At 72.7% G+C, this 21,583-nt stretch carries 20 protein-coding genes; 11 read left to right on the top strand and 9 right to left on the bottom strand.

Annotated elements, in window-relative coordinates:
* Nucleotides 1–170 precede the first annotated feature (170 nt).
* Nucleotides 171–749 carry a TetR/AcrR family transcriptional regulator gene (locus tag CFP66_RS03150; protein WP_094920197.1) on the bottom strand — a complete coding sequence of 193 codons (579 nt, stop codon included), beginning with the start codon at nt 747–749 and terminating at the stop codon, nt 171–173.
* Nucleotides 750–823: 74 nt separating this feature from the next.
* Between CFP66_RS03150 and CFP66_RS03145 the strand changes: the two genes are divergently transcribed.
* The gene (locus CFP66_RS03145; RefSeq protein ID WP_094920196.1) at nt 824–1,576 is read left to right on the top strand and encodes an MBL fold metallo-hydrolase; all 753 of its coding nucleotides are present in this window, start codon (nt 824–826) and stop codon (nt 1,574–1,576) included.
* Nucleotides 1,577–2,571: 995 nt separating this feature from the next.
* Here the strand turns inward: CFP66_RS03145 and ehuB are convergent.
* Nucleotides 2,572–3,486 carry an ectoine/hydroxyectoine ABC transporter substrate-binding protein EhuB gene (gene ehuB, locus CFP66_RS03135; RefSeq protein ID WP_094920195.1) on the bottom strand — a complete coding sequence of 305 codons (915 nt, stop codon included), beginning with the start codon at nt 3,484–3,486 and terminating at the stop codon, nt 2,572–2,574.
* The gene (locus tag CFP66_RS03130; protein ID WP_143517086.1) at nt 3,483–4,745 is read right to left on the bottom strand and encodes a hypothetical protein; all 1,263 of its coding nucleotides are present in this window, start codon (nt 4,743–4,745) and stop codon (nt 3,483–3,485) included. The genes ehuB and CFP66_RS03130 overlap by 4 nt, the downstream gene beginning before the upstream one ends.
* A 224-nt stretch (nt 4,746–4,969) precedes the next feature.
* On the opposite strand from CFP66_RS03130, the gene CFP66_RS03125 reads away from it, so the two are divergent.
* Nucleotides 4,970–5,779 carry a PIG-L family deacetylase gene (locus tag CFP66_RS03125; protein WP_094920193.1) on the top strand — a complete coding sequence of 270 codons (810 nt, stop codon included), beginning with the start codon at nt 4,970–4,972 and terminating at the stop codon, nt 5,777–5,779.
* Here the strand turns inward: CFP66_RS03125 and CFP66_RS03120 are convergent.
* Nucleotides 5,763–6,539, bottom strand: a complete 777-nt coding sequence (locus CFP66_RS03120) for an ABC transporter permease (RefSeq protein ID WP_198961217.1) — start codon at nt 6,537–6,539, stop codon at nt 5,763–5,765. The genes CFP66_RS03125 and CFP66_RS03120 overlap by 17 nt on opposite strands.
* Nucleotides 6,540–6,751: 212 nt before the next feature.
* Between CFP66_RS03120 and ctaD the strand changes: the two genes are divergently transcribed.
* Genes ctaD through CFP66_RS03095 form a run of 5 tightly spaced genes read left to right on the top strand, consistent with a single transcriptional unit; the run spans nt 6,752 to nt 12,900 of the window.
* Nucleotides 6,752–8,500, top strand: a complete 1,749-nt coding sequence (gene ctaD / locus CFP66_RS03115; protein WP_094920192.1) for a cytochrome c oxidase subunit I — start codon at nt 6,752–6,754, stop codon at nt 8,498–8,500.
* A gap of 26 nt (nt 8,501–8,526) precedes the next feature.
* On the top strand, nt 8,527–9,765 hold the full coding sequence (serB, locus tag CFP66_RS03110; protein ID WP_094920191.1) for a phosphoserine phosphatase SerB: 1,239 nt from the start codon (nt 8,527–8,529) through the stop codon (nt 9,763–9,765).
* 47 nt (nt 9,766–9,812) lie between these two features.
* Nucleotides 9,813–10,511: a peptidyl-tRNA hydrolase gene (locus CFP66_RS03105; RefSeq protein ID WP_369804949.1), complete on the top strand. Its 699-nt coding sequence runs from the start codon at nt 9,813–9,815 to the stop codon at nt 10,509–10,511.
* On the top strand, nt 10,511–12,379 hold the full coding sequence (locus CFP66_RS03100; protein WP_094920190.1) for a YecA family protein: 1,869 nt from the start codon (nt 10,511–10,513) through the stop codon (nt 12,377–12,379). The genes CFP66_RS03105 and CFP66_RS03100 overlap by 1 nt, the downstream gene beginning before the upstream one ends.
* A gap of 44 nt (nt 12,380–12,423) precedes the next feature.
* Nucleotides 12,424–12,900: a hypothetical protein gene (locus CFP66_RS03095; protein WP_094920189.1), complete on the top strand. Its 477-nt coding sequence runs from the start codon at nt 12,424–12,426 to the stop codon at nt 12,898–12,900.
* 42 nt (nt 12,901–12,942) lie between these two features.
* Here the strand turns inward: CFP66_RS03095 and CFP66_RS03090 are convergent, their stop codons facing one another.
* Both CFP66_RS03090 and CFP66_RS03085 read right to left on the bottom strand, forming a co-directional pair.
* The gene (locus CFP66_RS03090; RefSeq protein WP_094920188.1) at nt 12,943–13,908 is read right to left on the bottom strand and encodes a hypothetical protein; all 966 of its coding nucleotides are present in this window, start codon (nt 13,906–13,908) and stop codon (nt 12,943–12,945) included.
* A 242-nt stretch (nt 13,909–14,150) separates the two neighbouring features.
* A complete protein-coding gene (locus tag CFP66_RS03085; protein ID WP_094920187.1) occupies nt 14,151–15,086 on the bottom strand; it encodes an SDR family NAD(P)-dependent oxidoreductase in 936 nt (311 codons plus the stop codon).
* Between the two features lie 75 nt (nt 15,087–15,161).
* Between CFP66_RS03085 and CFP66_RS03080 the strand changes: the two genes are divergently transcribed.
* The gene (locus tag CFP66_RS03080; RefSeq protein ID WP_094920186.1) at nt 15,162–15,617 is read left to right on the top strand and encodes a MarR family winged helix-turn-helix transcriptional regulator; all 456 of its coding nucleotides are present in this window, start codon (nt 15,162–15,164) and stop codon (nt 15,615–15,617) included.
* A 39-nt stretch (nt 15,618–15,656) separates the two neighbouring features.
* Here the strand turns inward: CFP66_RS03080 and CFP66_RS03075 are convergent, their stop codons facing one another.
* Nucleotides 15,657–17,672, bottom strand: a complete 2,016-nt coding sequence (locus CFP66_RS03075; RefSeq protein WP_094920185.1) for an ATP-dependent DNA helicase — start codon at nt 17,670–17,672, stop codon at nt 15,657–15,659.
* A gap of 126 nt (nt 17,673–17,798) precedes the next feature.
* On the opposite strand from CFP66_RS03075, the gene CFP66_RS03070 reads away from it, so the two are divergent.
* Nucleotides 17,799–18,671 carry a thioesterase family protein gene (locus CFP66_RS03070; RefSeq protein ID WP_094920184.1) on the top strand — a complete coding sequence of 291 codons (873 nt, stop codon included), beginning with the start codon at nt 17,799–17,801 and terminating at the stop codon, nt 18,669–18,671.
* A gap of 63 nt (nt 18,672–18,734) precedes the next feature.
* On the opposite strand, the gene CFP66_RS03065 is transcribed toward CFP66_RS03070, so the two are convergent.
* Both CFP66_RS03065 and CFP66_RS03060 read right to left on the bottom strand, forming a co-directional pair.
* Nucleotides 18,735–19,322, bottom strand: a complete 588-nt coding sequence (locus CFP66_RS03065) for an isochorismatase family protein (protein WP_094920183.1) — start codon at nt 19,320–19,322, stop codon at nt 18,735–18,737.
* Between the two features lie 4 nt (nt 19,323–19,326).
* A complete protein-coding gene (locus CFP66_RS03060) occupies nt 19,327–20,628 on the bottom strand; it encodes a nicotinate phosphoribosyltransferase (RefSeq protein WP_094920182.1) in 1,302 nt (433 codons plus the stop codon).
* Nucleotides 20,629–20,685: 57 nt separating this feature from the next.
* Here CFP66_RS03060 and clpS point away from each other — a divergent pair, with 57 nt between their 5' ends.
* Together clpS and CFP66_RS03050 are read left to right on the top strand one after the other, a co-directional pair.
* A complete protein-coding gene (clpS, locus tag CFP66_RS03055) occupies nt 20,686–20,982 on the top strand; it encodes an ATP-dependent Clp protease adapter ClpS (RefSeq protein WP_094921458.1) in 297 nt (98 codons plus the stop codon).
* A 13-nt stretch (nt 20,983–20,995) separates the two neighbouring features.
* Nucleotides 20,996–21,547 (top strand): DUF2017 domain-containing protein, encoded by a 552-nt coding sequence (locus tag CFP66_RS03050; RefSeq protein ID WP_094920181.1) that lies wholly within the window; start codon nt 20,996–20,998, stop codon nt 21,545–21,547.
* Nucleotides 21,548–21,583 lie beyond the last annotated feature (36 nt).

Raw genomic sequence — 21,583 nt, 5'->3', positions numbered from 1 at the left:
CCCACAAGCGCGGGGGCGGAACTGGCCGCCGCGTCGGTGCGGACCCCGCTGTCGAGGAGCTGGTGTCGGCCGAGGCGCTGGCCGCGATCGCGGCGATGATGACCATGGCGGCAAACACCGCCGCGGCCACCGCTGCGACGATCGTCGCCGGCAACTGAGGGTCGCGGACGTCACCGGAGTCGGTCCAGCACCTCGTCGAGGAGCGTGTCGCGGTCCGGCCAGGGAAAGCTGGGCCGGTCGCGGCGCAGCGTCACCAACCCGTGCAGTGTCGCCCACAGGCACACCGTGGGCAGGACTGCGTCGGTGTCGTCGGTGAGGCATTCCCGGACCAGACCGCGGAGAATGCCGAAGGCGGCCAGCCCGGGCATCGAGTCCGGCTCCCAGTTGGGGGTTCCCGCGGTTCCGAAGAGGACCCGGTAGTGGCCGGGATGTCGCTCAGCGTAGGCGCAGTAGGTTCGGCACACCTCCCGTAGCCGGGCTCGCGAATCCGGTCCGGCGGCTGCCGCCGTGGTGAGTTCCTCGACCAGCTCACCGAATCTCGTGTGATAGACCGCGCTGAGCAGCGCGGGTTTGTCGGCGAAATGCAGGTAGAAGCTCTGCGGCGCGACCCCGGCTGCCCTGGTTACGGCCCGCAGCGACAGCTGCTCCTCGCCACCTCCTTCCTCCAGCAGCCGGCTGGCTGCGTTGACCAGCTCTCCGCGCAGCAGGTCACCATGGCCGCGCAGGTTGGCGCGTCGCTTGGACGTCATGCTTGACAGCTTAGGCAGACGGTCGTCTACTGACAATCGTCAGTAGACGACCGTCTGCCTATCTGGAGCCTGCTATGACCACGACCGTCCAGCGAGTCGTCCACGCCACCACGCTGATCGACTTCGGTGGAGCACGGATCCTGACCGACCCCTGGTTCTCCGAGAAGCCCGGCTACTACCATGGCGAGGCGAGCGCCTACGCCACGATGGCCGACCTGCCGCCGCTGGCCGGAATCGTGATCAGTCACGGCCACTACGACCACTGCGACCTGCGGGCCATGGCCGGCTACCCGGACAAGACGGTGCCGGTGGCTGTCAACCGAGGCATGGGAGCGCGGGTGCGGGCCACCGGGTTCACCGACGTCACCGAGCTCGATCCGTGGGAGACGACCATGCTCGGGCCGGTGCGGGTGACCGCGGCGCCCGCCTCCCACGGGGTGCCCGAGGTGACCTACGTCCTGCAGGGCGAGGACACGTCGGTGTTCTTCGGTGCCGACACCCAGCGGATCGCAGCGCTCGACGAGGTGGCTCGACGCTTCGCCGAGCTGGATCTGGCGCTGCTGCCCATCAACGGGCTCAGCGTGCGGCCGATGTTCAACAAGCAGTTGGTGATGGACGCGGCGGAGGCAGCCGATCTGACGAGCGCGCTGCGACCTCGCCTCGCGGTGCCGATCCACTACGCCTACACCGCGGGCCCGGTGCGTGACCGGCTGTTGCTCAAGCTGGACCGCAACCGCCCGCACGTCTACGCCGACGCCGCCGCAGACCTGGCCCCGGACACCGCCGTGCACGTGCTCAAACCCGGGGATCCGCTGACCGTCGACTGATCACACCTGCCGGGGAACCGCCGGGATACGGGCGAGAAAGGCAACGAGCTCTCCTGAATCCGCTGGCCAGTCTGTGAGATCGCCTGATCAACTGCCGTGAGTTCCCTGCGAGCGGGCATGTCCAGGAGGTGTTGTCGGATCGCGGCGCCGCGACCGGCGACGGTCGGAACGCCGAGCTGATGCACGAGGGCTGCCAGGTATTCGGGACCCGGCCGGACTGTGCCGAAGGCAGCGCGAACCGCCGGGTGAGCTTGCTGTCCGCGCACCACAGCAAGAACGCGCGAACGGTGATGCGGTCGTGCTGGTTGTGCGCGGCGTGCCAGGCATCGATCTCGGCCTGCCGGCACTCGGCCAGTCCCAGCCCTCGGCCGGCGAGCCGGCCGAGCCTGCTTGACCTGGTCTCCGGCGAACCCGCGGCCGGACGGGGTGATGGGCATGAGCTCGGCGCGGGAGCGCAACCTCGGCAGGACGTGCCAGGTGGCGAACCTGCGAACGATTTGCGCGTGGTCGGCGTCGGTGATGCCGGCGAGGTGCGGGGTGAGCCAGCGCTCGAACAGGCAGATCTGTTTGGCGGCACCATCGGTGGGCCGAAGGCCGGGCAGGATCCGCTGCTTGCCGCAGCCCGGGCAGCGGCCGCGGATGCGCAGCGCGCGCCCGCTTGTGCCAGCGCTCGAACTGCTCGGGCGTGCAAGAGGCGGGGCTCATTCGTCCGGCAGGATTCGGGCAGGCCCGGGGCTTCAGCTCCCGCAGCGACCGCAGGTCACCGAGCCACTCGTCGACCATCGCCGGGGACCACTGCCACGGGAAGGCGTTGACGTAGTGGGCGAACGCTCTCACCGTGTTCTCCCGGCCCTCGACCGTCGAGCGGGCCAGGTTCCGCGCGAGTCGCGAGTTCGCATCTGCTGCAACTGGCAGCAGAAGATACTTCGGCGCGAAAACGGGCGGATTCGACCCGCGAACGCGCCGACCCGCCGATCATGAGGTGCCGGGAGGGGCTAGGGCGCGCAGAGACCCTCCGTCGTGACGTCCGGGCCGGGGACGTTGTCCGGCCCGAAGCCGAACGGCTGCGCGAGGCGCAGCCACTCCCCGGACTGCTGCATGGCCCGCAGCCGGGTGTTCACCGCCTCGAGGAGCTCGTCCTCCCCGGGTCGCACGGCGAACGCTCCGGCGGAGACGACCTCGCGGCCCCCGATCACCGGGAAGAACCCGGGTGTGACCTCGACCGCGGTGTCGGGGTTGGCGGCCACGACGTTGTTGAGGGAGATGTTGGTGAGCGCCGCGCAGTCGGCGCGGCCGGCCTCGACGGCGAGCAGCAGCGCCTGCTGGTCGGCGAGCTGCTGGAGCCGCGCCTCGGACACACCGCTGTCGAGCGCGTAGCGGTACTCGACCGCGCCGCCGAGCACCGCGACCCGCAGGTCCTGCTCGCGGATCTGGTCGAACGTGGCGACGCCGCGCGGGTTGCCCCGGGGGACCAGGAACGCGGTAGGCGCCGTGTAGTCGGGCACGGAGAACGCGACGGACTCGCACCGCTGTGCCGTGACGAACATCCCGGCGGTGATGACGTCGAACTGCCGCGCGAGCGTGAGCCCCGGGACGAGCTCGCCGAAGTCGACCGTGACCGGCCGGATCCCGGCCACGCCCAGCTCGGCGAACATCGCGCGGGCCACCGCGACCGCTTCCCCGGTGACGGTGCCGTCCGGCCCGGTGTAGCCGTAGGGCGCCTCGTTGGCGATGCCGATCGTGATGATGCCCGCCTCGCGGGCCCGTCCCAGCGTGGAGCCACCCACGGCGTAGGAGCCTGCGGACGCGGCGGACGCGCACCCGCCGGACAGCGCACCGGCGCCGAGTGTCGCGCCGAGGCGCAGGAACCCGCGGCGGGACCAGCTGCCGTGCTCCGGATGCCTCGTCATCGGTACTCCCGGATTCGCCTGCTGATGCCGAACGCGGCGCCGGCCGCCGCCAGCAGCGCCACGAGGGCCGGCCCGGCCGCGGTGCCGCGTAGCACCGCATCCGCTGCGCGGACCTCGCCCGCGAGGTCGGTGCGTTCGGCACCGATCACGTCGGCCAGCGCGGCGGTGAGGCGGTCGAACGCGCTGCGCGTCTCGTCGGGGCCCGCACCGGCGCGCACGCCGTCGCGCCACTCGGTGGCCGCGGCCCTGACGGTCGCGATGCCCGATGCCGTGGCGGCGTCCGTGGTGTGGCTCCCGGCCGTGTCGAGCAGGCCGTCCCCGCCGAGCAGCAGCTCGATCCGCGCGGTGAACTCCGCATCGGAGCCGCCGTCGACGCGGGCCAGCGTCTCGGACGCACGTGCCTGCAGGGCGCTGACGCGGGCCTCGTCCAGCGCCGCGGCCACCGTGTTGTGGCCGCGGGCCGCCTCCAGCCGGTCGGCGGCCGCGACGGTGGCGACCAGCCACCAGACCAGCGCGACCGCCAGCAGTCCGGCCGCGACGACCAGGCCCGGGTTCAGGATCCGGTTGGTGCGCCGCCGTTCCCGCAGGGCCGCGTAGCCGACGCCGAGCAGCGTGAGCGTGCCGACGACCACGACGGTGAGGGGGAACTCGCCGGCCTGGCGGTAGTTCGTGGCGAGGGCGGCCTCGCGGCCGCGGCGCAACTCGTCCGCCGCGGGAAGGATGGTGTCGCGCATCAGCGCCGACGCCTGGTCCAGCGGTTCCTGCGCGCGGGGCGAACCCTCACCGCGCAGCGTGCCGGCCGCTTCGACCAGCGCGGCGTAGCGGGGCAGGCGGCTCGCGACCTGCTCGACCAGCGCCGCGTCGTGCCCCCCGGGCGGGAGCAGGCTGGCCACGTGGGCCAGGCGCTGGGTGGCCCGGGTGACGTGGTCGTCGTAGCGGGCGCGCACGGTGCGCGGCACCGGGCCGTCGGCCGCGAAGCCGCTCGTCGCCATGGCCTCGGCCTCGTTGAGCGAGCGGTACAACTGGCCCGCGTCGGTGTCCAGCGCCGCGAGCCGGGTGCCGCCCGCGCCCACCGCGTCGGCCCGCGCGCCACCGGCCAGCGCGCTGACCAGGGCCGTCAGCAGGCAGCCCACCACGAGGAGCGCGCTGAGCCGACCGAGTCGCTGCGGTGTGGCGGTGCCGAGCACGACGCCGCGCCACGAGCGCGGCGCCTTCGCGGGCCGCACGGCCGGCCGTTGCACGACATGCGCGACTCCCACGACTCACCCCCCGGTCGAGTGGCTGCAGCTTAGCCCCACCGGAGGGCGCGCCAGGTGGTTCGGAACCGGCGTCCGGTGCTCCTCCGAGGCACACGCGACACGCGTGCACCCACACCGCGACTCGCGCAGGGACGCACCCACCCACCCCGCGAGTCGGGGTCTGGGTGCACACGAGTCGCGCTGGGTGCGCGGGCGGCGGACGGGACCCTGCGTAATCTTGCGCCGTGGGCACCATCGTCTCCTTCCATGCGCATCCCGATGACGAGTCGATCGGCGCGGCCGGCACGCTGGCGCGAGCCGCTGCCGAGGGCCACCGGGTCGTCCTCGTCTTCGCCACCCGCGGCGAGCTGGGCGAACCCGTCCCGGGCGTGCTCGAGCCGGGGGAACAGCTGGCCATGCGCCGCTCCGCGGAGTGCTACGCCTCGGCCGCCGCGATCGGGGCCAAGCGCGTGGAGTTCCTCGGCTACACCGACTCAGGGATGATGGGCGAGGCGAGCAACAACGCGCCGTTCTGCTTCTGGCAGGCCGACGTCGCGCACGCCGCCCGCCGCCTCGCGCTGATCCTGGACGAGGAGGAGCCCGACATCCTCACGATCTACGACGACAACGGCGGTTACGGCCACCCCGACCACATCCAGGTCCATCGCGTCGGGCGCAGGGCCGCCGAGATGTCGGCCGTCCCGGTCGTGGCCCAAGGCACGATCAACCGCGACTGGATGGTCCGCGGGGTGCGGGGGATGGCCGAGTCCGGCGGGCTGCCGGAGGGCTGGAAGGGGCCCGACTTGGATCAGCCGACCTTCGGCAAGCCGGAATCGGAGATCACCCACCGCGTCGACGCCGTCGACTACGTGGAGCAGAAGAAGGCGTCCATGCGGGTGCACGCGAGCCAGATGGCGCCCGACCACTTCCTGCTCGCCATGCCGGACCCGCTGTTCGCGATGGGCATGGGCACCGAGTTCTACATCGTCGACCCGGCGCCGACCGGGGCCGCGGCCCCGGAGCTGTTCGAGGAGCTGTTCACGCCGCTGCGCTGACGGCGGGGCGCCGGATCCGGCCGCGGTACACCAGCTCGAGGGTCACCGCGACCGCGACCGACTCCACCGCGAGCAGCATGAGCAGCACCAGCAGTTGCACGGCGCCGGCCTCGATCGGCGTCGCGCCGCCCAGCAGCATGCCGACGAACGCGCCGGGCAGGGTCACCAGCCCGACCGTGCGGGTCTGGTCCAGCGGCGGCACGAGGGCCTGCGCGCCCGTGGGGCGGGCGATCTCGGCTGCGGCGTCGCGCGGGAGCAGTCCCAGCGACAGCGCGGCCTCGACCTCGCCGCGGCGGTTGCGCAGCTCGTCGAGCGCGCGGCGGCCGGCCAGCGAGGTGGCCGTCATCGTGCCGCCGATCAGGATCCCGGCCATCGGGATGACGGCCACCCCGACGGCGGGCACGACGCCGCCCGCCACGAGCGCCCCGACCACCGGGAGCGGTGCCAGCCCGATCGGCAGCAGCACCCACGCACCGCTGCGTTCGGTGAGCACCGAGTGGCCGGTGACCCGGCGGGCGGAGGTCCACGCGGCCACGCCGATCATCACCGCCACGAAGGCCGCGCTCGCGGCCAGCGACCCGATGATCGCCCCGAGCAGGAGCGACACCGCCCCGAGCTGGACGACGGCGCGGCCGGCGGCGAGCGTGGCGGAGCGCGCGGTGCCCAACCCGGCGGCTCGGCCGACCAGGGCCGCGACCAGCACCGCGGCGAGGGCGGCCACCGCGAGCGCCGGCCCGATGACGACACCTCCGCCTCCCATGAGCGTGGATCCTTCCCGCCGGTGGGCCTCACCGCATGATCGCCGGCACCCGGTGTGGCGAACCCCCTCCTGTCTTCGACGTCGGGTAGAGCTACGATCCGGGGCGGGCCAGGACGCCCGTGCACCATCACGGGCTGAGGGTCAGCAGGCCGTGCAGAGCCGGTGGCCGTGCAGCTCACGGCGGCCAGGTAGCTTCAGTTTCAGGAGGCAGAGTGACAGCCGTCGCCCCCAAGCCGATCGCGCCGCAGTACCCGGTGCGGCAGTCGGCCAAGGGATCCACGCTGCTGAAGATGCTGCGGACGACAGACCCCAAGGACATCGCGATCCTTTACCTGGTCACGTCGTTCGGCTTCTTCCTCGCCGGTGGCGCGATGGCGCTGCTCATGCGCGGCGAGCTGGCGGTGCCGGGGCAGCAGTTCCTGTCCAACGAGCAGTACAACCAGCTGTTCACCATGCACGGCACGATCATGCTGCTGCTCTACGCCACGCCGATCCTGTTCGGCTTCGCGAACTACATCGTGCCGCTGCAGATCGGTGCCCCCGACGTCGCGTTCCCGCGGCTCAACGCGTTCTCGTACTGGCTGTTCCTGTTCGGCGGGCTCACGGTCCTGTCCGGCTTCCTGACCCCGGGCGGCGCGGCCGACTTCGGCTGGTTCGCCTACACCCCGCTCTCGGACGGCATGCGCTCGCCGGGCGCGGGCGCGGACCTGTGGATCTCCGGCCTGGTTGTCTCGGGTCTGGGCACCATCCTCGGTGGCGTCAACTTCATCACCACGATCGTCTGCATGCGCGCGCCCGGCATGACGATGTTCCGGATGCCGATCTTCACCTGGAACATCCTCGTGACGGCGATCCTCATCCTGATCGCGTTCCCGGTGCTCACCGCCGCACTGCTGGGCCTGCTGGCCGACCGGCACCTCGGCGCCCACGTCTTCGACCCCGCCAACGGCGGGGTGATCCTGTGGCAGCACCTGTTCTGGTTCTTCGGCCACCCCGAGGTCTACATCGTGGCGCTGCCGTTCTTCGGCATCGTCTCGGAGATCTTCCCGGTCTTCTCCCGCAAGCCGATCTTCGGCTACAAGAGCCTGATCTACGCGACGATCACCATCGCGGCGCTGTCCATCGCCGTGTGGGCCCACCACATGTACGCCACCGGCGCGGTGCTGCTCGCGTTCTTCTCCTTCACCACCTTCCTCATCGCGATCCCCACGGGCATCAAGTTCGTCAACTGGATCGGCACCATGTGGAAGGGCAAGCTCACGTTCGAGAGCCCCATGCTGTTCAGCATCGGGTTCCTCGCCACGTTCCTGTTCGGCGGGCTCACCGGGGTGCTGCTGGCCTCGCCGCCGGTGGACTTCCACGTCTCGGACACCTACTTCGTGGTGGCGCACTTCCACTACGTGCTGTTCGGCACGATCGTGTTCGCCACCTACGCGGGCATCTACTTCTGGTTCCCGAAGATGACCGGGCGGTTCCTGGACGAGACGCTGGGCAAGGTCCACTTCTGGCTCACGTTCGTCGGCTTCCACCTGACGTTCCTGGTGCAGCACTGGCTGGGCAACGAGGGCTTCCCGCGCCGCTACGCCGACTACCTGCCGATCGACGGCTTCACCACGTTGAACGCGATCTCCTCGATCGGTGCGTTCGTACTGGGCGCGTCCACGCTGCCGTTCATCTGGAACGTGTTCCGCAGCTACCGCTACGGGCGTGTCGTCACCGCGGACGACCCGTGGGGCTTCGGCAACTCGCTGGAGTGGGCCACCTCGTGCCCGCCGCCGCGGCACAACTTCACCGAGCTGCCCCGCATCCGTTCGGAGCGTCCGGCGTTCGAGCTGCACTACCCGCACCTGGTGGAGCGCTTCCGCACGGAGGCGCACGTCGGCCGCGCCGATCCCGGCGAGCTGATCACGCAGGCCGTCGGGCGCGAGGAGCAGCCCAACGACGACCCGAAGTCGCGCTGACGCTGCCGCACGACAGACTTGCCACCATGACCGACACGGGCACCAGCGTCCTCATCACGGTCACGGGCCCGGACCGGCCCGGGGTCAGCTCGGTGCTCTTCGCGGCGCTGACCAGGCACGGGGTCGACCTGGTCGACGTCGAGCAGGTGGTGGTCCGCGGCCGGCTCACCCTCGGGGTCGTGGTGGTGGCCCACCACGACCCGGAGGACCTGCAGGAGATCGTCGAGCAGGCGATGGCGAGCATCTCGATGCAGGTGCACACCTCGCTCGAGGTGCGGGACGACCCCGCCGCCCGCAGGCGCTCCACGCACGTGGTCGTCGTGCTGGGCCGCCCGATCACGGCCCGCGCGTTCGGTGCCGTGGCGCAGGCGCTGGCCGACGTCGGCGCGAACATCGACGCCATCCGCCGCGTCGCCGACTACCCCGTCACCGGCCTGGAGCTGCTGGTGTCCCCGGAGCCGGGGGGCGGTAGCGAGAACCACCCGCCCGGCACCCTGCGCGCGCGGCTCGTGGAGGTGGCGCGCAACGCGGGCGTCGACGTGGCCGTCGAGCGGGCGGGGCTGTCGCGGCGCAGCAAGCGGCTGATCGTGTTCGACGTCGACTCCACGCTCGTGCAGGGCGAGGTCATCGAGATGCTCGCGGCCCGGGCGGGCGCCGAGGCGGAGGTCCGCGCGGTCACCGAGGAGGCGATGCGCGGCGAGCTGGACTTCACCGAGTCGCTGCGCCGGCGCGTCGCCGTGCTCGCGGGGCTGCCGGAGGGCGTGCTCGACGAGGTGGCCGCCGAGCTGGAGCTCACCCCCGGTGCCCGCACCACGATCCGCACCCTCAAGCGGCTCGGGTTCCGCTGCGGGGTCGTGTCCGGCGGCTTCACGCGCGTGATCTCCGGTCTCGTGGACGAGCTCGGGCTCGACTTCTGCGCGGCCAACGAGCTGGAGGTCGTCGACGGGCGGCTCACCGGCCGGGTCGTGGGCGAGGTCGTCGACCGGCCGGGCAAGGCGGTCGCCCTGCGCCGGTTCGCCGACGAGTCCGGCGTGCCGCTCGAGCAGTGCGTCGCCGTCGGCGACGGGGCCAACGACATCGACATGCTCTCCACCGCGGGCCTCGGGGTGGCGTTCAACGCGAAGCCCGCCCTGCGGGAGGTGGCCGACACCGCGCTCTCGCACCCGTACCTGGACGTGGTCCTGTTCGTCCTCGGCATCACCCGCGACGAGGTGGAGCGCGCCGACGCCGCCGAGGGTGTGCTGCGGCGCGTCCCGATCGCGTGACCGGCTCCGCGGGAAGCGTGAGCCACCCGGGCGCGTTGGTGGGGGGCGTGGACGATCTCGCCGAGGCGCCGGTCCTGGCACCGCTCGCCGACCGCTACGTCCGGGACAGCGCACCCGTGTCGGACGGCGTCGTGCGCGCGATGCCGGTCGTGCTGCGGCTGGAGCGCCCGCCGGCCGCGCGCACGCCGGTGCTGGAGGCCGCGGCCGCCGCGGCCCTCGCTCTCTGCCTCGACCCCCGGGCCCAGCCGGGTGGCGAGTGGCACGACGCCGTCACGATCTGGGTCTCCACCCAGATCCGCAAGATCGCGCGGCGCGCCCGGGGCGCCCACTGGGCCGCGGTGCAGGAGCTGCCGGGCGTCACGTGCTCGGTCGGTGGCGCCGAGGCCAGGGCGTTGCTGCCGGGGCCGGTGGACGACGTCGCGCGGATCGTCTCCCGGCTGCAGATCGGGGGCACCGAACTGGAACCCGACGACCCCGGCCCGCCGCCGCCCGACGTGCCGGTGATCTGGGTGAACGCGGCGTTGGAGATGACGGTCGGGAAGGCCGCCGCGCAGGTCGGGCACGCCTCGATGCTCTACGCGGCGGCGCGCGGCCTCACGTCCGTGCCGCCGTTCGCGGTGCGTGACGCCGACGGCGAGCAGTGGGCGCGGCTGTGCGACCAGGCCAGGCGCGGCGAGGCGGTGGCGGTGCCCGACGCCGGGTACACCGAGGTCGCGCCGGGCACGATCACGACGATCGCCCGCTGATGCCCCGCTCCCGTCAACGGCTGCTGGTCGGCCGCACCGCACCCGCACCCGAACCGACTCCGGAGGACAGGGAGGCGGCGCGGTACGAGGCGGCGCGGACCGCGTACTGCGAGGTGGCGCGCGAGCGGGTGGCGACCAGCGCTTCCGAGCTGACGCGGCTCGTCGCCACGCGGCTCGGTCCCGAGCCGGGCGCCACCTCCGAGGAGCTCGTCGATCTCGTGTCGGACGACGTCCTCGACGACCCGGCCGGCCCGCTGGCGATGCTCGTGCCCGACGTCGTCGTGCACGCGCCGGCGCTGACCGACGGGATCGTGCTGACCCACCGGGTCACCGCCGACGAGTTGGCCGACGAGCACCTCGACCTCGGCACCGATCTCGCCGGGTTCCTGCGTCACCCCGCCCCGCGCGCCCCCGACGGTGCCCTGCACGTGGACGAGGCGGAGGGCGACGAGCCCGCACAGTGGGGCGGGCCGCCCGGCTGGCTCGCCGAGCTCCCGGCCGGCGCGCTCCTCGCCGTGCGCGTCACCGACGGCGCCGTGTCGCTCTCCGTCCTCGACCACGAACCCGTCGTGCCGCCGGCGCTCGTGGCGGCGTTGCGCCGGGTGTACGAGGCAGAACTCGAGGAACCCGGCCTCCCGGTGTCCGCGGAGCTGCTGGTCCTCGGCCTCCTGCACGGGGACCGGGCCGCGTTCGCCGAGCCGCGACCGCCCCTGATCGAGCTCGCCGCCGCCGCGGGCCTGCTGCGTCGTGGCGAGGAGTTCGCCCACGACGAGTCGGTGTGGGCCGAGGCCGAAGCCGCGGACCGGGAGTTCCGGCTGGCGACCGGCCTCGAGACCGAGGAGCAGCGGGAGGCCGCGCTCCACGCCTGCACGCTGCTCGCCGACCCGGACGACACGTCCGCGCTGCGGGCCGCACTCGCGCTCCTGGCCGACGCCGACGTGCTCGACGCCGTCGTCGAGGAGCTGCTGCACGGACCCGACGACGACGACGCGGAACGGGTACGCGCCACGGTGGCGCTCGCCGACCGGCTCGTCGCCGTGGCCGGCCGCTCCCCGCGGGAGGCGGTCGCCCGCTACGTCGCCGCGGTGGCGGCCGAGCGCGACGGGCGCGTGCTGGACGCCGAGTCGCACCTGCGCGCCGCGGCGCTCGCGGACGAGGGCTGGGACCTGGTGGAGGATCGGCTCGCCTGGTACGAGTCGGATCGGGGTGACGCCGCCGCGGCCGCGGGCCGCTGGCGCGCGATCGACGTGCCCGCCGACGACCCCGACCTCGTCGCGGTCGCCCCGTTCGCGGCCGCCGGCCCGGAACCCGGCCGCAACGACCCCTGCTGGTGCGGATCGGGCCGCAAGTACAAGCAGTGCCACCGGGGCAGTTCGGCGCAGGCACCGTTGCCGGACCGCGTCGGCTGGCTGCACCACAAGGCCCGCAGCTACGTCGAGCGCCGCGGCGGCGTGGCGAGCCGGCTGCTCGTCCGGTGGGCCGAGGACCTCGACGTCGACGCGATCGACGCTCCCGAAGTCGTGGACGCGGTGCTGGGCCACGACGGCGGGTTCGCGTGGTTCCTCGCCGACCGCGGACCGCTGCTGCCGGCCGACGAGGCGGAGCTGGCGGCGCAGTGGGCGGCGGCCCGGCCGAGCGTCTACGAGGTGGAGGGCATCCGCTCCGGTGCGGGGCTCACACTGCGCGACCTGCGCGACGGTTCCCACGCCGACGTCGCGCTGCCCGCGGGGCCGACACCGAGGATGGGCGAGCTGGTGCTGGCCGTGCTGCTGCGCGACGGCTCCGGGGCGGGGCACCTGCTCGTCGGGGCGTTCCCCGTGCAGCGGGGCACGGAGCGCGACCTGCTCGCGCAGCTCGACGCCACCTGAGCAACTCCGCACGATCACCGGGCTCCGTCTGCGAGATTACGACGGTGACCGTCGACCTCTGGAGTCCTGCTGCACTCGCTGACGTCGAGTGGCTCTCGGTGCTCGCCGAGGCTCGCCCCACCCTCGGCGAGCTCGGTGGGCGAATGCCGGCGTTCGCGTGGCGGGAGGTTCTCCATCCGGCCTACTGGACCGAGGACGACGAGGCGGTCCGGGAGGTGTCCTGGGCTGAGGTGGCACGGGCACGGGGCTCCGATGTGCACAGCGCCGCCCACTTCGACGCGCTGGTGGGCCTGCACATCAACGACTTCGAGAACGGTTTCGACGACCCCTCGGGCGTCTGGAACGCGCCGCCGGAACAGGGAACCCTCCCGCTGAGGCAGCACGTGGCGCTGCTGTCCGTGCTCAGGACGCACACCCACGTGACGCAGGGCATCCGCGGCGTCTGGGCAGGTTGGGCCTCGGCGCACCGGCTCACGGAGACGATGGACAACCCATACCCGCGATCAACGGCGTTGACCTGACCACGACGAGGTTCTGTCCCGCTTCTCACCCTCCGCCAGCGGTCACGACCCGGGGTAGCTCCACTCCCAGCCGCCGTCGTCGAAGAGCGCATTCAGCACCAGCGCTCCTGGAGCGGCAGGGACGTCGAGGACGACCTCGAAATCGTAGTTTCGGTTCGGCCCGAGTGGGGCTGGGACGTCGTACGCGCATGATCCGGCTGCGCTCGTGGAAGCCTCTAGCGAGCGGTTGTCGGTGCTGACGTACTCCCACGGGCTGCCGAGGTTCAACAGAACGAGCTGATCCGTCGGGTCGTCGTAGGTCTTGAGCGAGATCGGGAGCCGGATGAAACGGCCGTTGTCTGGTTCTTGCGCGTAGGGATTGCAGGTAGCGGGGGTCGGAGTCCCGAGAGTGAACTCCGCGATGAGGTTCCCGTCATCCCCGATGAGACGTGCCAGCTCGCCGTACCGTTTGGCGATGTTGCCGAGCTCAGTTCTGCCCGGTTCATCCAGCCGGGCCGGCGACGGACCCCCCGGTACCTGTCCCGTAGATGGCGGCGGCGCAGTGGCCAGAGCGACCGGTTCGGGCCATGGCGCTGTGAACCACAGGAGACCGATGGTGCCCAATGCTGCGATCGTCGATCCCAGCACGATCAATGCTGTTGCTGCCGGATGCGTGATGTCGGACGAGCGCTCCTGCTGCTCCGCGCTGATGCGCTGTGCCTCTGCGTGCCAGTACTGAGCCGAGGTGGCCATACCTTCGATCTCGGCCTGCTGAGCATAGGCTTGTGCCTGCTGGATCTTACCGGCGATCAACGCGGGATCGGTCGGCGCTCGCTCCGACCGACGTGCGGCGCGCGTGTAGAACAAGGCGCCGACGGCGACCCAGATCGTGAGGGGCCACAGTAGGCCGCCGAGGGCCCCGATCCCCAGTCCGACCAGCAGATCACGTCCTGGCCGGACATGGATCCATACCAGCGCGATCGCCGCCGCTGTCAGCCCCCAGCCACATACGAGTACGAACCAGAACATCGAAAACCTTCGCCAGATCGAGGACGACGACGGACTGCAGCCACCCGGCCGGTATCCGGCCGAGTTCGCGGGCTTGCCAGCCGACTCTGCGCAACAGTGGAGCGCAGGAGCCGTCCAACGGATTTCGAGTCGTTGACCGAGCGGCAACCGTTACGGCCCGCCGGACGGCAGATCTCAAATGTGACCGAGAGCGTCGTCGGCTGCGGGTTTCGTCGCCCCATGTAACCGAGGCCTCCTCGGTCTCAGCTCGCGCGTGGTGACAGCAGCGCGGGTCGGACGCCCGTGAGCTCCTCCGACTCCGCCCACAGCCGTTCGGCCAGCCGCCGGTCGTCGGCCGGCCGGCGGATCGGCAGGTGCTCCACGCGCACCGGCCCGCGGAACTCGGTGCGGGGTCCGACGAACGTGCCGCCCTCCAGGCCGGGGGCGGTGGCCGCGTACAGGATGGGCAGGGCGCCCTGCTCGGGCGTGCGGGCCACCCGGCCGACGAGGGAGGCGACGAGGCGCTCGACCGGCATCTCCCGCGGAGCGGTGTTCATCGGGGTCCGCGCGATCCCCGGGTGGGCGAGCAGGCTGTGGATCGGGGAGCCCGCGCCGCGCAGCCGTCGGTCGAGCTCCAGTCCGAACAGCATGTTCGCGAGCTTCGAGCGCGCGTACGCACGCATGGGGTTGTAGCGGGCGCCGCCAGTCAGGTGGTCGTCGCGGTCGGGGTCCCACCGACCGACCCGGTACAGCCCCGACGAGACGGTGACGACACGCGGCTCCCGTCCCCGGCCGAGCGCGTCGAGCAGCAGCGCCGTGAGCGCGAAGTGGCCGAGGTGGTTGGTCGCGAAGTGGCTCTCGCGGCCGTGCGCGTCGTGGCGCAGCGGCGCGCCCGCGATGCCGGCGACGTTCAGCAGCGCGTCGATCGGCTCGGTCGCCACCTCGGCCGCGAAGGCCCGGACGGACTGCAGGTCGAGCAGGTCGAGCGGCCGGACGTCGACCGCGGCGGCGGGGTGCTCGGCCCGCAGGGCGTCGCGGTGCCGGCCGGCCTTCGCGACGTCGCGGGCCGCCATCACGACGTGCGCCCCGCGCCCGGCGAGCTCGCGCGCGACGACGAGGCCGAGCCCGCTGCCGGCCCCGGTCACGACGATGCGGCGGCCGTGCTGGTCGGGGACGTCGCTCGGGTCCCAGGTGCTCATGCTGTCTCCTATACTTGAGCCTCTCAAGTAGATACTTGAGAGGCTCAAGGAGATTGTCAAGCTACGCTCAGTGGCGTGTCTGCTGCCGACCCCGTCGTCGTCCTCCTCGAGCAGGTGCTCGACCTGGCCACGGCGGTCGCCGCGGACCTGCAGGACGTCGTGGGTGAGTTCGGCCTCACCAACCCGCTCGCCAACCTCGTGTGGCTGCTCGACCCCGACGCCGACCCGGCGCCGCTGCGGCAGCTGGCCGGCCGACTGCACTGCGACCCGTCCAACGTCACGCTGCTCGCCGACCGGCTCGAGGAGAAGGGGATCGCCGAGCGGCGCCCGCACCCCGATGACGGCCGCGTCCGGACGCTGGTGCTCACGCCGGCAGGCGAAGCCGTCCGCCGCAGGCTCCTGCAGCAGGTGCAGCAGGACTCCCCGCTCGCCGCGCTGGACGTCGGTCAGCAGCAGCAGCTGCGGGACTTGCTGACGATCGCGCTGGCGGGCCGGCCCTCGTCCCGGACGAGCGGCACTTCCGTTCGATAGGTGCGTACGAGAGTGCCGTTCGTTCGATCGGCTCGGGCCTCAGGCTCCGCGCAGCCGCCGCAGGGCGGCGTGCACCTTCTCCCGGTCCTCCGTGGCCCAGAACGGCGGCAGGCTCGCGCGCAGGAAGCCGCCGTAGCGGGCAGTGGCCAGGCGGGAGTCGAGGATCGCGACGACGCCGCGGTCGTCCATGCCGCGCAGCAGCCGCCCGGCGCCCTGCGCGAGCAGCAGGGCCGCGTGGGTGGCCGAGACCGACAGGAAGCCGTTGCCGCCGCGGGAGTCGGTGGCGCGCTGCCGGGCCGCCACCAGGGGATCGTCGGGCCGGGGGAACGGGATCCGGTCGATGATCACGCACGACAGCGACGGCCCGGGCACGTCGACGCCCTGCCACAGCGACAGCGTGCCGAACAGGGATGTGGCCTCGTCCTCGGCGAACTTCTTGACCAGCTGCATGGTGGAGTCCTCGCCCTGGCACAGCAAGGGTGTCTCCAGCCGGCCGCGCAGCGCCTCGGTGGCCTGCTTCGCCGCGCGCATCGAGGAGAACAGGCCCAGCGTGCGCCCGCCGGCGGCATCGACGAGCCCGGCGATCTCGTCCAGGTAGGAGGGCGGCAGGCCGTCGCGGCCCGGCGGCGGGAGCCGCTTGGCCACGTAGAGGATGCCGCTCTTGGCGTGCATGAACGGGGAACCGACGTCGAGGCCGGACCACTTGGGCGCGTCCGGGTCGGGCACCGGGTCGGTGGAGTCCGCCGCCGCTTTCTCCGGCGGCAGCCCCCACTGCCGCGCCAGGGCGTCGAAGTTGCCGCCCAGCGCGAGCGTGGCCGAGGTGAGCACCACGGTGGAGCGACCGAACAGCCGCTCCCGCAGCAGCCCGCCGACCCAGAGCGGCGCGGCGTGCAGCCCCTTGTGGCGGGCGCCGTCGGGGCCGTGCTCGGCCAGCCAGACGACGTCGCGGCGCTTGGCCGGATCGTCCTCGTCGAACGCGCCGAGCAGGCGGACCGCGGTGTCGGCCACCTCGTCCAGCGACGCCTGCGCGATCTTGCGCCCGGCGGCCGCCTCGGGCTCCTCCCGGCGATCGGACCCCAGCGCCTGCTTGCACGAGCCGGCCGCGTCGCGGACCGCGGAGAGCGCGCCTGCCGCGGCGCGGGGAAGCGAGTCCCAGCGGCCCGGCGGCAGGTCCTCCAGCACGAACGCGAGGCCCTCACCCGCCTCGGCGAGCCGGTCGGCGACGGCCTGGTCGACCAGCTTGCCCAGGCGCCGCGCGGTGGCGCTGATCATCCCGGCGGTGAGCTCGTTGGTGGCCACCCCGGTGACGCGGTCGACGAGCTCGTGCGCCTCGTCGACGACCACGACGTCGTGCTCGGGCAACACCGGGCGGCCCTCGAGGGCGTCGATCGCGAGCAGGGCGTGGTTGGTGACGACGATGTCGGCCTTGCCCGCCTCGGCCCGCGCCATCTCGGCGAAGCAGTCCTCGCCCACCGGGCACTTCGCCGCGCCGAGGCACTCGCGCGCGGTGACCGACACCTGCCGCCACGTGGCGTCGGGCACACCGGGCACGAGCTCGTCGCGGTCGCCCTTCTTCGTGGTGTCGGCCCACTCGTGCAGCCGCTTGATCTGGCGACCCATCGCGGAGATCGTGAACGGGTCGAACAGCTCGTCACCGGGGTCGGTGTCGTCGCCGCCGTGCAGCTTGTTCAGGCACAGGTAGTTGCGGCGGCCCTTGAGGATCGCGAACGTGGGTGTGCGGCCCAGCAGCGGCTTCAACGCCTTGGCCAGGCGGGGGAGGTCCCGATCGACGAGCTGGCGCTGCAGCGCGATCGTGGCCGTGGAGACGACGACGGTGGTGCCCTTGGCGGCCGCGTGGTGGATGGCGGGCACCAGGTAGGCCAGCGACTTGCCGGTGCCGGTGCCGGCCTGCACCGCCACGTGCTCGCCGGTGGTGAGGGCCTTGCGCACGGCCTGGGCCATCGCGTCCTGCCCCTCGCGCCGCTGGCCGCCGACCGCCGAGACCGCCGCCTCCAACAACTCCGCAACGCCGGGGATCTGGGTCGCGGTAGGCACCTGGGGAGGTTACCGAAAGGGTGCCGGGCGCCGTGGCGGAACCACCGGAACCCACGTAGCGCGGTTCACACGTGATGAACAACTACCCGTAACCCGCCGCGGCGGTACTGGCGCCATCATGGCGCTGTGACGTCCACGCAACTCCTGCTCTCCCCGTCGTCCTACCCCGTGGTGCTCGAGCACGACGCCCGCTACAGCGACCTCGATCCGAGCCGTCGCATCGGTCGTGACGCCCTCGTGCGGTGGTTCGAGGACGCCCGCGTCTCCGTCGAGCGCAGCCGGTTCGGCGCGGACCTGCCCGCCCGGGCGCAGCTCCTGCTCGCCTCGGTGCGGGTCGACGTGCTGGCCCCGCTGCGCGTGGCCGGGAGCTACCGCATCGGCCTCGGCGTCACGCACGTCGGCACGTCCTCGTTCTCCTACTCGTACGCCGTCTTCGCCGACGACGAGTGCGTGGCCACCGGCGAGTCGGTCAGCGTCCACGCCGCGGACGGCCGCCCGGCCCCGCTGCCCGCGTCCGCCATCGCGGCGCTGGAGGGGTTGCGCGTCGACGGCCCGGCCGCAGCGCGTCCCGAGAGCGACCCGGCCCGGCGCGTGCGCGAGAACTACCCGTTCCGGCTCGACGTGCGCACCCGCTTCGGCGACCTCGACACGAACCGCCACGTCAACAACGTCGCGCTGGCCGGCTGGTACCTCGACGGCCTCGCCGAGCTGCACACCGACGTCCTCGGCTACCCGAGCGGCGGGCCCCTCGACGGGCTCGCGCCCAGCTCGCTGTCGGTGCAGTACGTCGACCAGGTGCGCTACCCGGGCATCTACCAGCTGCGCGTCGGCGTCGTCGAGCTGGACGAGACCACCGCCCGCTACGCCTGCGGCCTGTTCGACGGCCCGCGCTGCATCGGGCTCGCCGACGCCGTGGGCTCGCACCGCGTGCTCGACGAGGACGGGGTGGTGGGCGACCTGGGCGCCCTGCTGGAGCCGTGGCGGATGCGCTCGGTCTGATCGCCTCCGGGCCGTGAGTGGATACGGGTGCCCAGGCACCCGTATCCACTCACGGCCGGTGGGTCACGGTGCGGACCGCCACTCCAGGGTGCCCGGCACCGCCTGGGCGATCCGGACGCCGGCGGCGTGCATCTCGTCCAGCGCCCGCCCGGTGGTCTCCGGCGCCACACCGGCGCACAGGTCGAGCAGCACCGTCGTGTTGAAGCCCGCGCGCACGGCGTCCAGGGCGGTGGCGCGCACGCAGTGGTCGGTGGCGATGCCGACGAGTTCCACCGTGTCGACGCCGTGGCCGCGTAGCCAGTCGGTCAGACCCGTGCCGCCGGCGTCGGTGCCCTCGAACCCCGAGTAGGCGGCGTCGTGCTCGCCCTTGCTGAACACGGCCTCGAGCGGCGCCACGTCCAGCTCCGGGTGGAACGACGCCCCGGGCGTGCCCGTGCGGCAGTGCGGCGGCCAGCTGTCGACGAAGTCGGGGGTGTCCGAGAAGTGGGATCCCGGGTCGATGTGGTGGTCGCGGGTGGCGACCACGTGGTCGTACCCCCCGTCGCGCATCCACGCCGAGATCGCGGCAGCCGTCGCCGCCCCGCCTTGCACGGCGAGGGATCCGCCCTCGCAGAAGTCGTTCTGCACGTCGACGACGATGAGCGCGCGCACGCGGTCACATCCCTTCGAACACCGTGGGCAGAGCGGGCTCGCCGCGGGAGAGCTTGAGCCCCTCCCACGGTACGGACACCAGCGCGGCGCACAGGTGCTCGCGGGACTGCTCGAGCGTCGGCAGCCCTGCCACCTGCTCCCCGCCGCGGATCATCGGCACCGGGACGACGCGGTCGTGCGGCCCGACCGCCACGTCGACGTCCGCGGTGTGGACGACCTCCTCGATGGCGGTGCCGGTCGGCTTGTACCTGCGCACCGCCGACTTGCGGCCGCCACGCGACTCCTTCGACGAGCTGCGCTTGGCCACCGGCCTCCCGTCGACCTCCACGAGCTTGTAGACCATCCCGGCGGTCGGCGCGCCCGAGCCGGTGACGACGGACGTGCCGACCCCGTAGGAGTCGACGGGCTCGGCGCGCAGCGAGGCGATCGCGTACTCGTCGAGGTCGCCCGACAGCACGATCTTGGTGTTCCGGGCCCCCAGCGCGTCGAGCTGGTCGCGGGCCTGGCGGGCCAGCTCGCCCAGGTCCCCGGAGTCGATCCGGATCGCGCCGAGCCCGGTGCCCGCGGCCTCCACCGCGAGCTCGACGCCGCGGCGGATGTCGTAGGTGTCGACGAGCAGGGTGGTGTCCGGGCCGAGGGCCTTGACCTGGCTGGTGAACGCCGTCAGCTCGTCGTCGTGCAGCAGGACCCAGGCGTGCGCGGCGGTGCCGGCGGTCGGGATCCCGTGGCGGCGCTGCGCCTCGAGGTTGGACGTGGTCGTGAACCCGGCGAGGTAGGTGGCCCGCGCGGAGGCGACGGCGGCGGCCTCGTGGGTGCGGCGCGACCCCATCTCGATGATCGGTCGCCCTGCGGCGGCCGTGACCATGCGCGCCGCGGCCGAGGCCACGGCGCTGTCGTGGTTGAGGATGGACAGGGCGAGCGTCTCCAGCAGCACCGCGTCGGCGAACGTGCCGGTGACCGTCAGGATCGGCGAGCCCGGGAAGTACAGCTCGCCCTCGGGGTAGCCGTCGACGTCGCCGGAGAAGCGGTACTCGGCCAGCCAGGCGAGGGTGGCGTCGTCGACGACGTCGGCGAGCATCGCCAGCTCCTCCTCGCCGAACCGGAACCGCGCGATCGACTCCAGCAGCCGTCCGGTGCCGGCGACCACGCCGTAGCGGCGGCCCTCGGGCAATCGGCGGGCGAAGACCTCGAACACGCAATGTCGCTGCGCGGTGCCGTCGGCGAGCGCCGCGGCCGCCATCGTCAGCTCGTACCGGTCGGTGAACAGGGCGGTGGACACCCCGGCCGACGACGGACTGCCAGTCATGGTTCGAGAGCCTATGTGCCGTGCACCCCGAACGGGGGAGGTGTCACCATGGAGACCATGGCCGCGCCGCTACCCGCACCCACGCGTCAGGTGGAGTCGGACGTCGCAGAGGACTCGACGGCCGACGTCCCCTGGCAGGCGATCGTGTGGAACGACCCCGTCAACCTCATGTCCTACGTCAGCTACGTGCTGCAGAAGTTGTTCGGCTACCCGGAGCCCAAGGCCACCGCCCTGATGCTCGACGTGCACCACAAGGGCAAGGCGGCCGTGTCGTCCGGCGACAAGGACAAGATCGAGGCGGACGTCGCGAAGCTGCACGCCGCCGGTCTCTGGGCCACCATGCAGCGCTCATGAACGGCGGGAATCGGTGAACGGGTGGAAGAAGTCGGGCCGCGGCGCCAAGGTGCGGCTCGTCGGGTCGCTCGACCCGCAGGAGGCCGCGGTCCTGCGCGGCCTGATCGCGGAGATCCGGCAGATGCTCGCCGGCCGCACCGCCGACAACCCCGCCGACGAGCTGGCCGTCCTCACCGGCATGCGCACGGGGCCGTCCAGCCGGCCCGAGGACCGCGTGCTCGCCCGGCTGCTGCCCGACTTCACCACCGAGGACGCCGACCTCGCCGCCGGCATGCGGTCCCTGCACGAGCCGGAGCTGATCGAGGCGAAGGACGCGGCGGCCGCTCTCGTCGAGGAGACGTTGCCCGACGACGGGGGCCGCATCGAGCTCACCCCCGAGCAGGCCGATGCGTGGCTCACCGCGCTCAACGACGTGCGGCTCGCGCTCGGCACCGCCCTCGACGTCAGCGAGGAGATGCCCGAGGACCTCGGCCCGGACGACCCGCGCTCGGCCCACCTCGGCGTCTACCACTGGCTCACGTTCGTCCAGGACGCGCTGGTGCAGGCGCGGATGCAGGTGCGCTGACCGTCGGGATGTGAGCCGTCCCGCGTGGAGTGCACG

The organism is Pseudonocardia sp. MH-G8, from assembly GCF_002262885.1.
Lineage (GTDB): Bacteria > Actinomycetota > Actinomycetes > Mycobacteriales > Pseudonocardiaceae > Pseudonocardia.
The sequence above is the reverse complement of the archived record's forward strand: the minus strand, read 5'-3'. Positions and strand labels throughout refer to the sequence as shown.

What these genes read in the sequence shown, in the direction of transcription:
- CFP66_RS03090 (WP_094920188.1), bottom strand. Translation starts at nt 13,908, where the DNA reads ATGTTCTGGTTCGTACTCGTATGTGGCTGGGGGCTGACAGCGGCGGCG.
- CFP66_RS03060 (WP_094920182.1), bottom strand. Translation starts at nt 20,628, where the DNA reads ATGACTGGCAGTCCGTCGTCGGCCGGGGTGTCCACCGCCCTGTTCACC.
- serB (WP_094920191.1), top strand. Translation starts at nt 8,527, where the DNA reads ATGACCGACACGGGCACCAGCGTCCTCATCACGGTCACGGGCCCGGAC.
- CFP66_RS03150 (WP_094920197.1), bottom strand. Translation starts at nt 749, where the DNA reads ATGACGTCCAAGCGACGCGCCAACCTGCGCGGCCATGGTGACCTGCTG.
- CFP66_RS03100 (WP_094920190.1), top strand. Translation starts at nt 10,511, where the DNA reads ATGCCCCGCTCCCGTCAACGGCTGCTGGTCGGCCGCACCGCACCCGCA.
- CFP66_RS03120 (WP_198961217.1), bottom strand. Translation starts at nt 6,539, where the DNA reads ATGGGAGGCGGAGGTGTCGTCATCGGGCCGGCGCTCGCGGTGGCCGCC.
- ehuB (WP_094920195.1), bottom strand. Translation starts at nt 3,486, where the DNA reads ATGACGAGGCATCCGGAGCACGGCAGCTGGTCCCGCCGCGGGTTCCTG.
- CFP66_RS03145 (WP_094920196.1), top strand. Translation starts at nt 824, where the DNA reads ATGACCACGACCGTCCAGCGAGTCGTCCACGCCACCACGCTGATCGAC.
- clpS (WP_094921458.1), top strand. Translation starts at nt 20,686, where the DNA reads ATGGCCGCGCCGCTACCCGCACCCACGCGTCAGGTGGAGTCGGACGTC.
- CFP66_RS03085 (WP_094920187.1), bottom strand. Translation starts at nt 15,086, where the DNA reads ATGAGCACCTGGGACCCGAGCGACGTCCCCGACCAGCACGGCCGCCGC.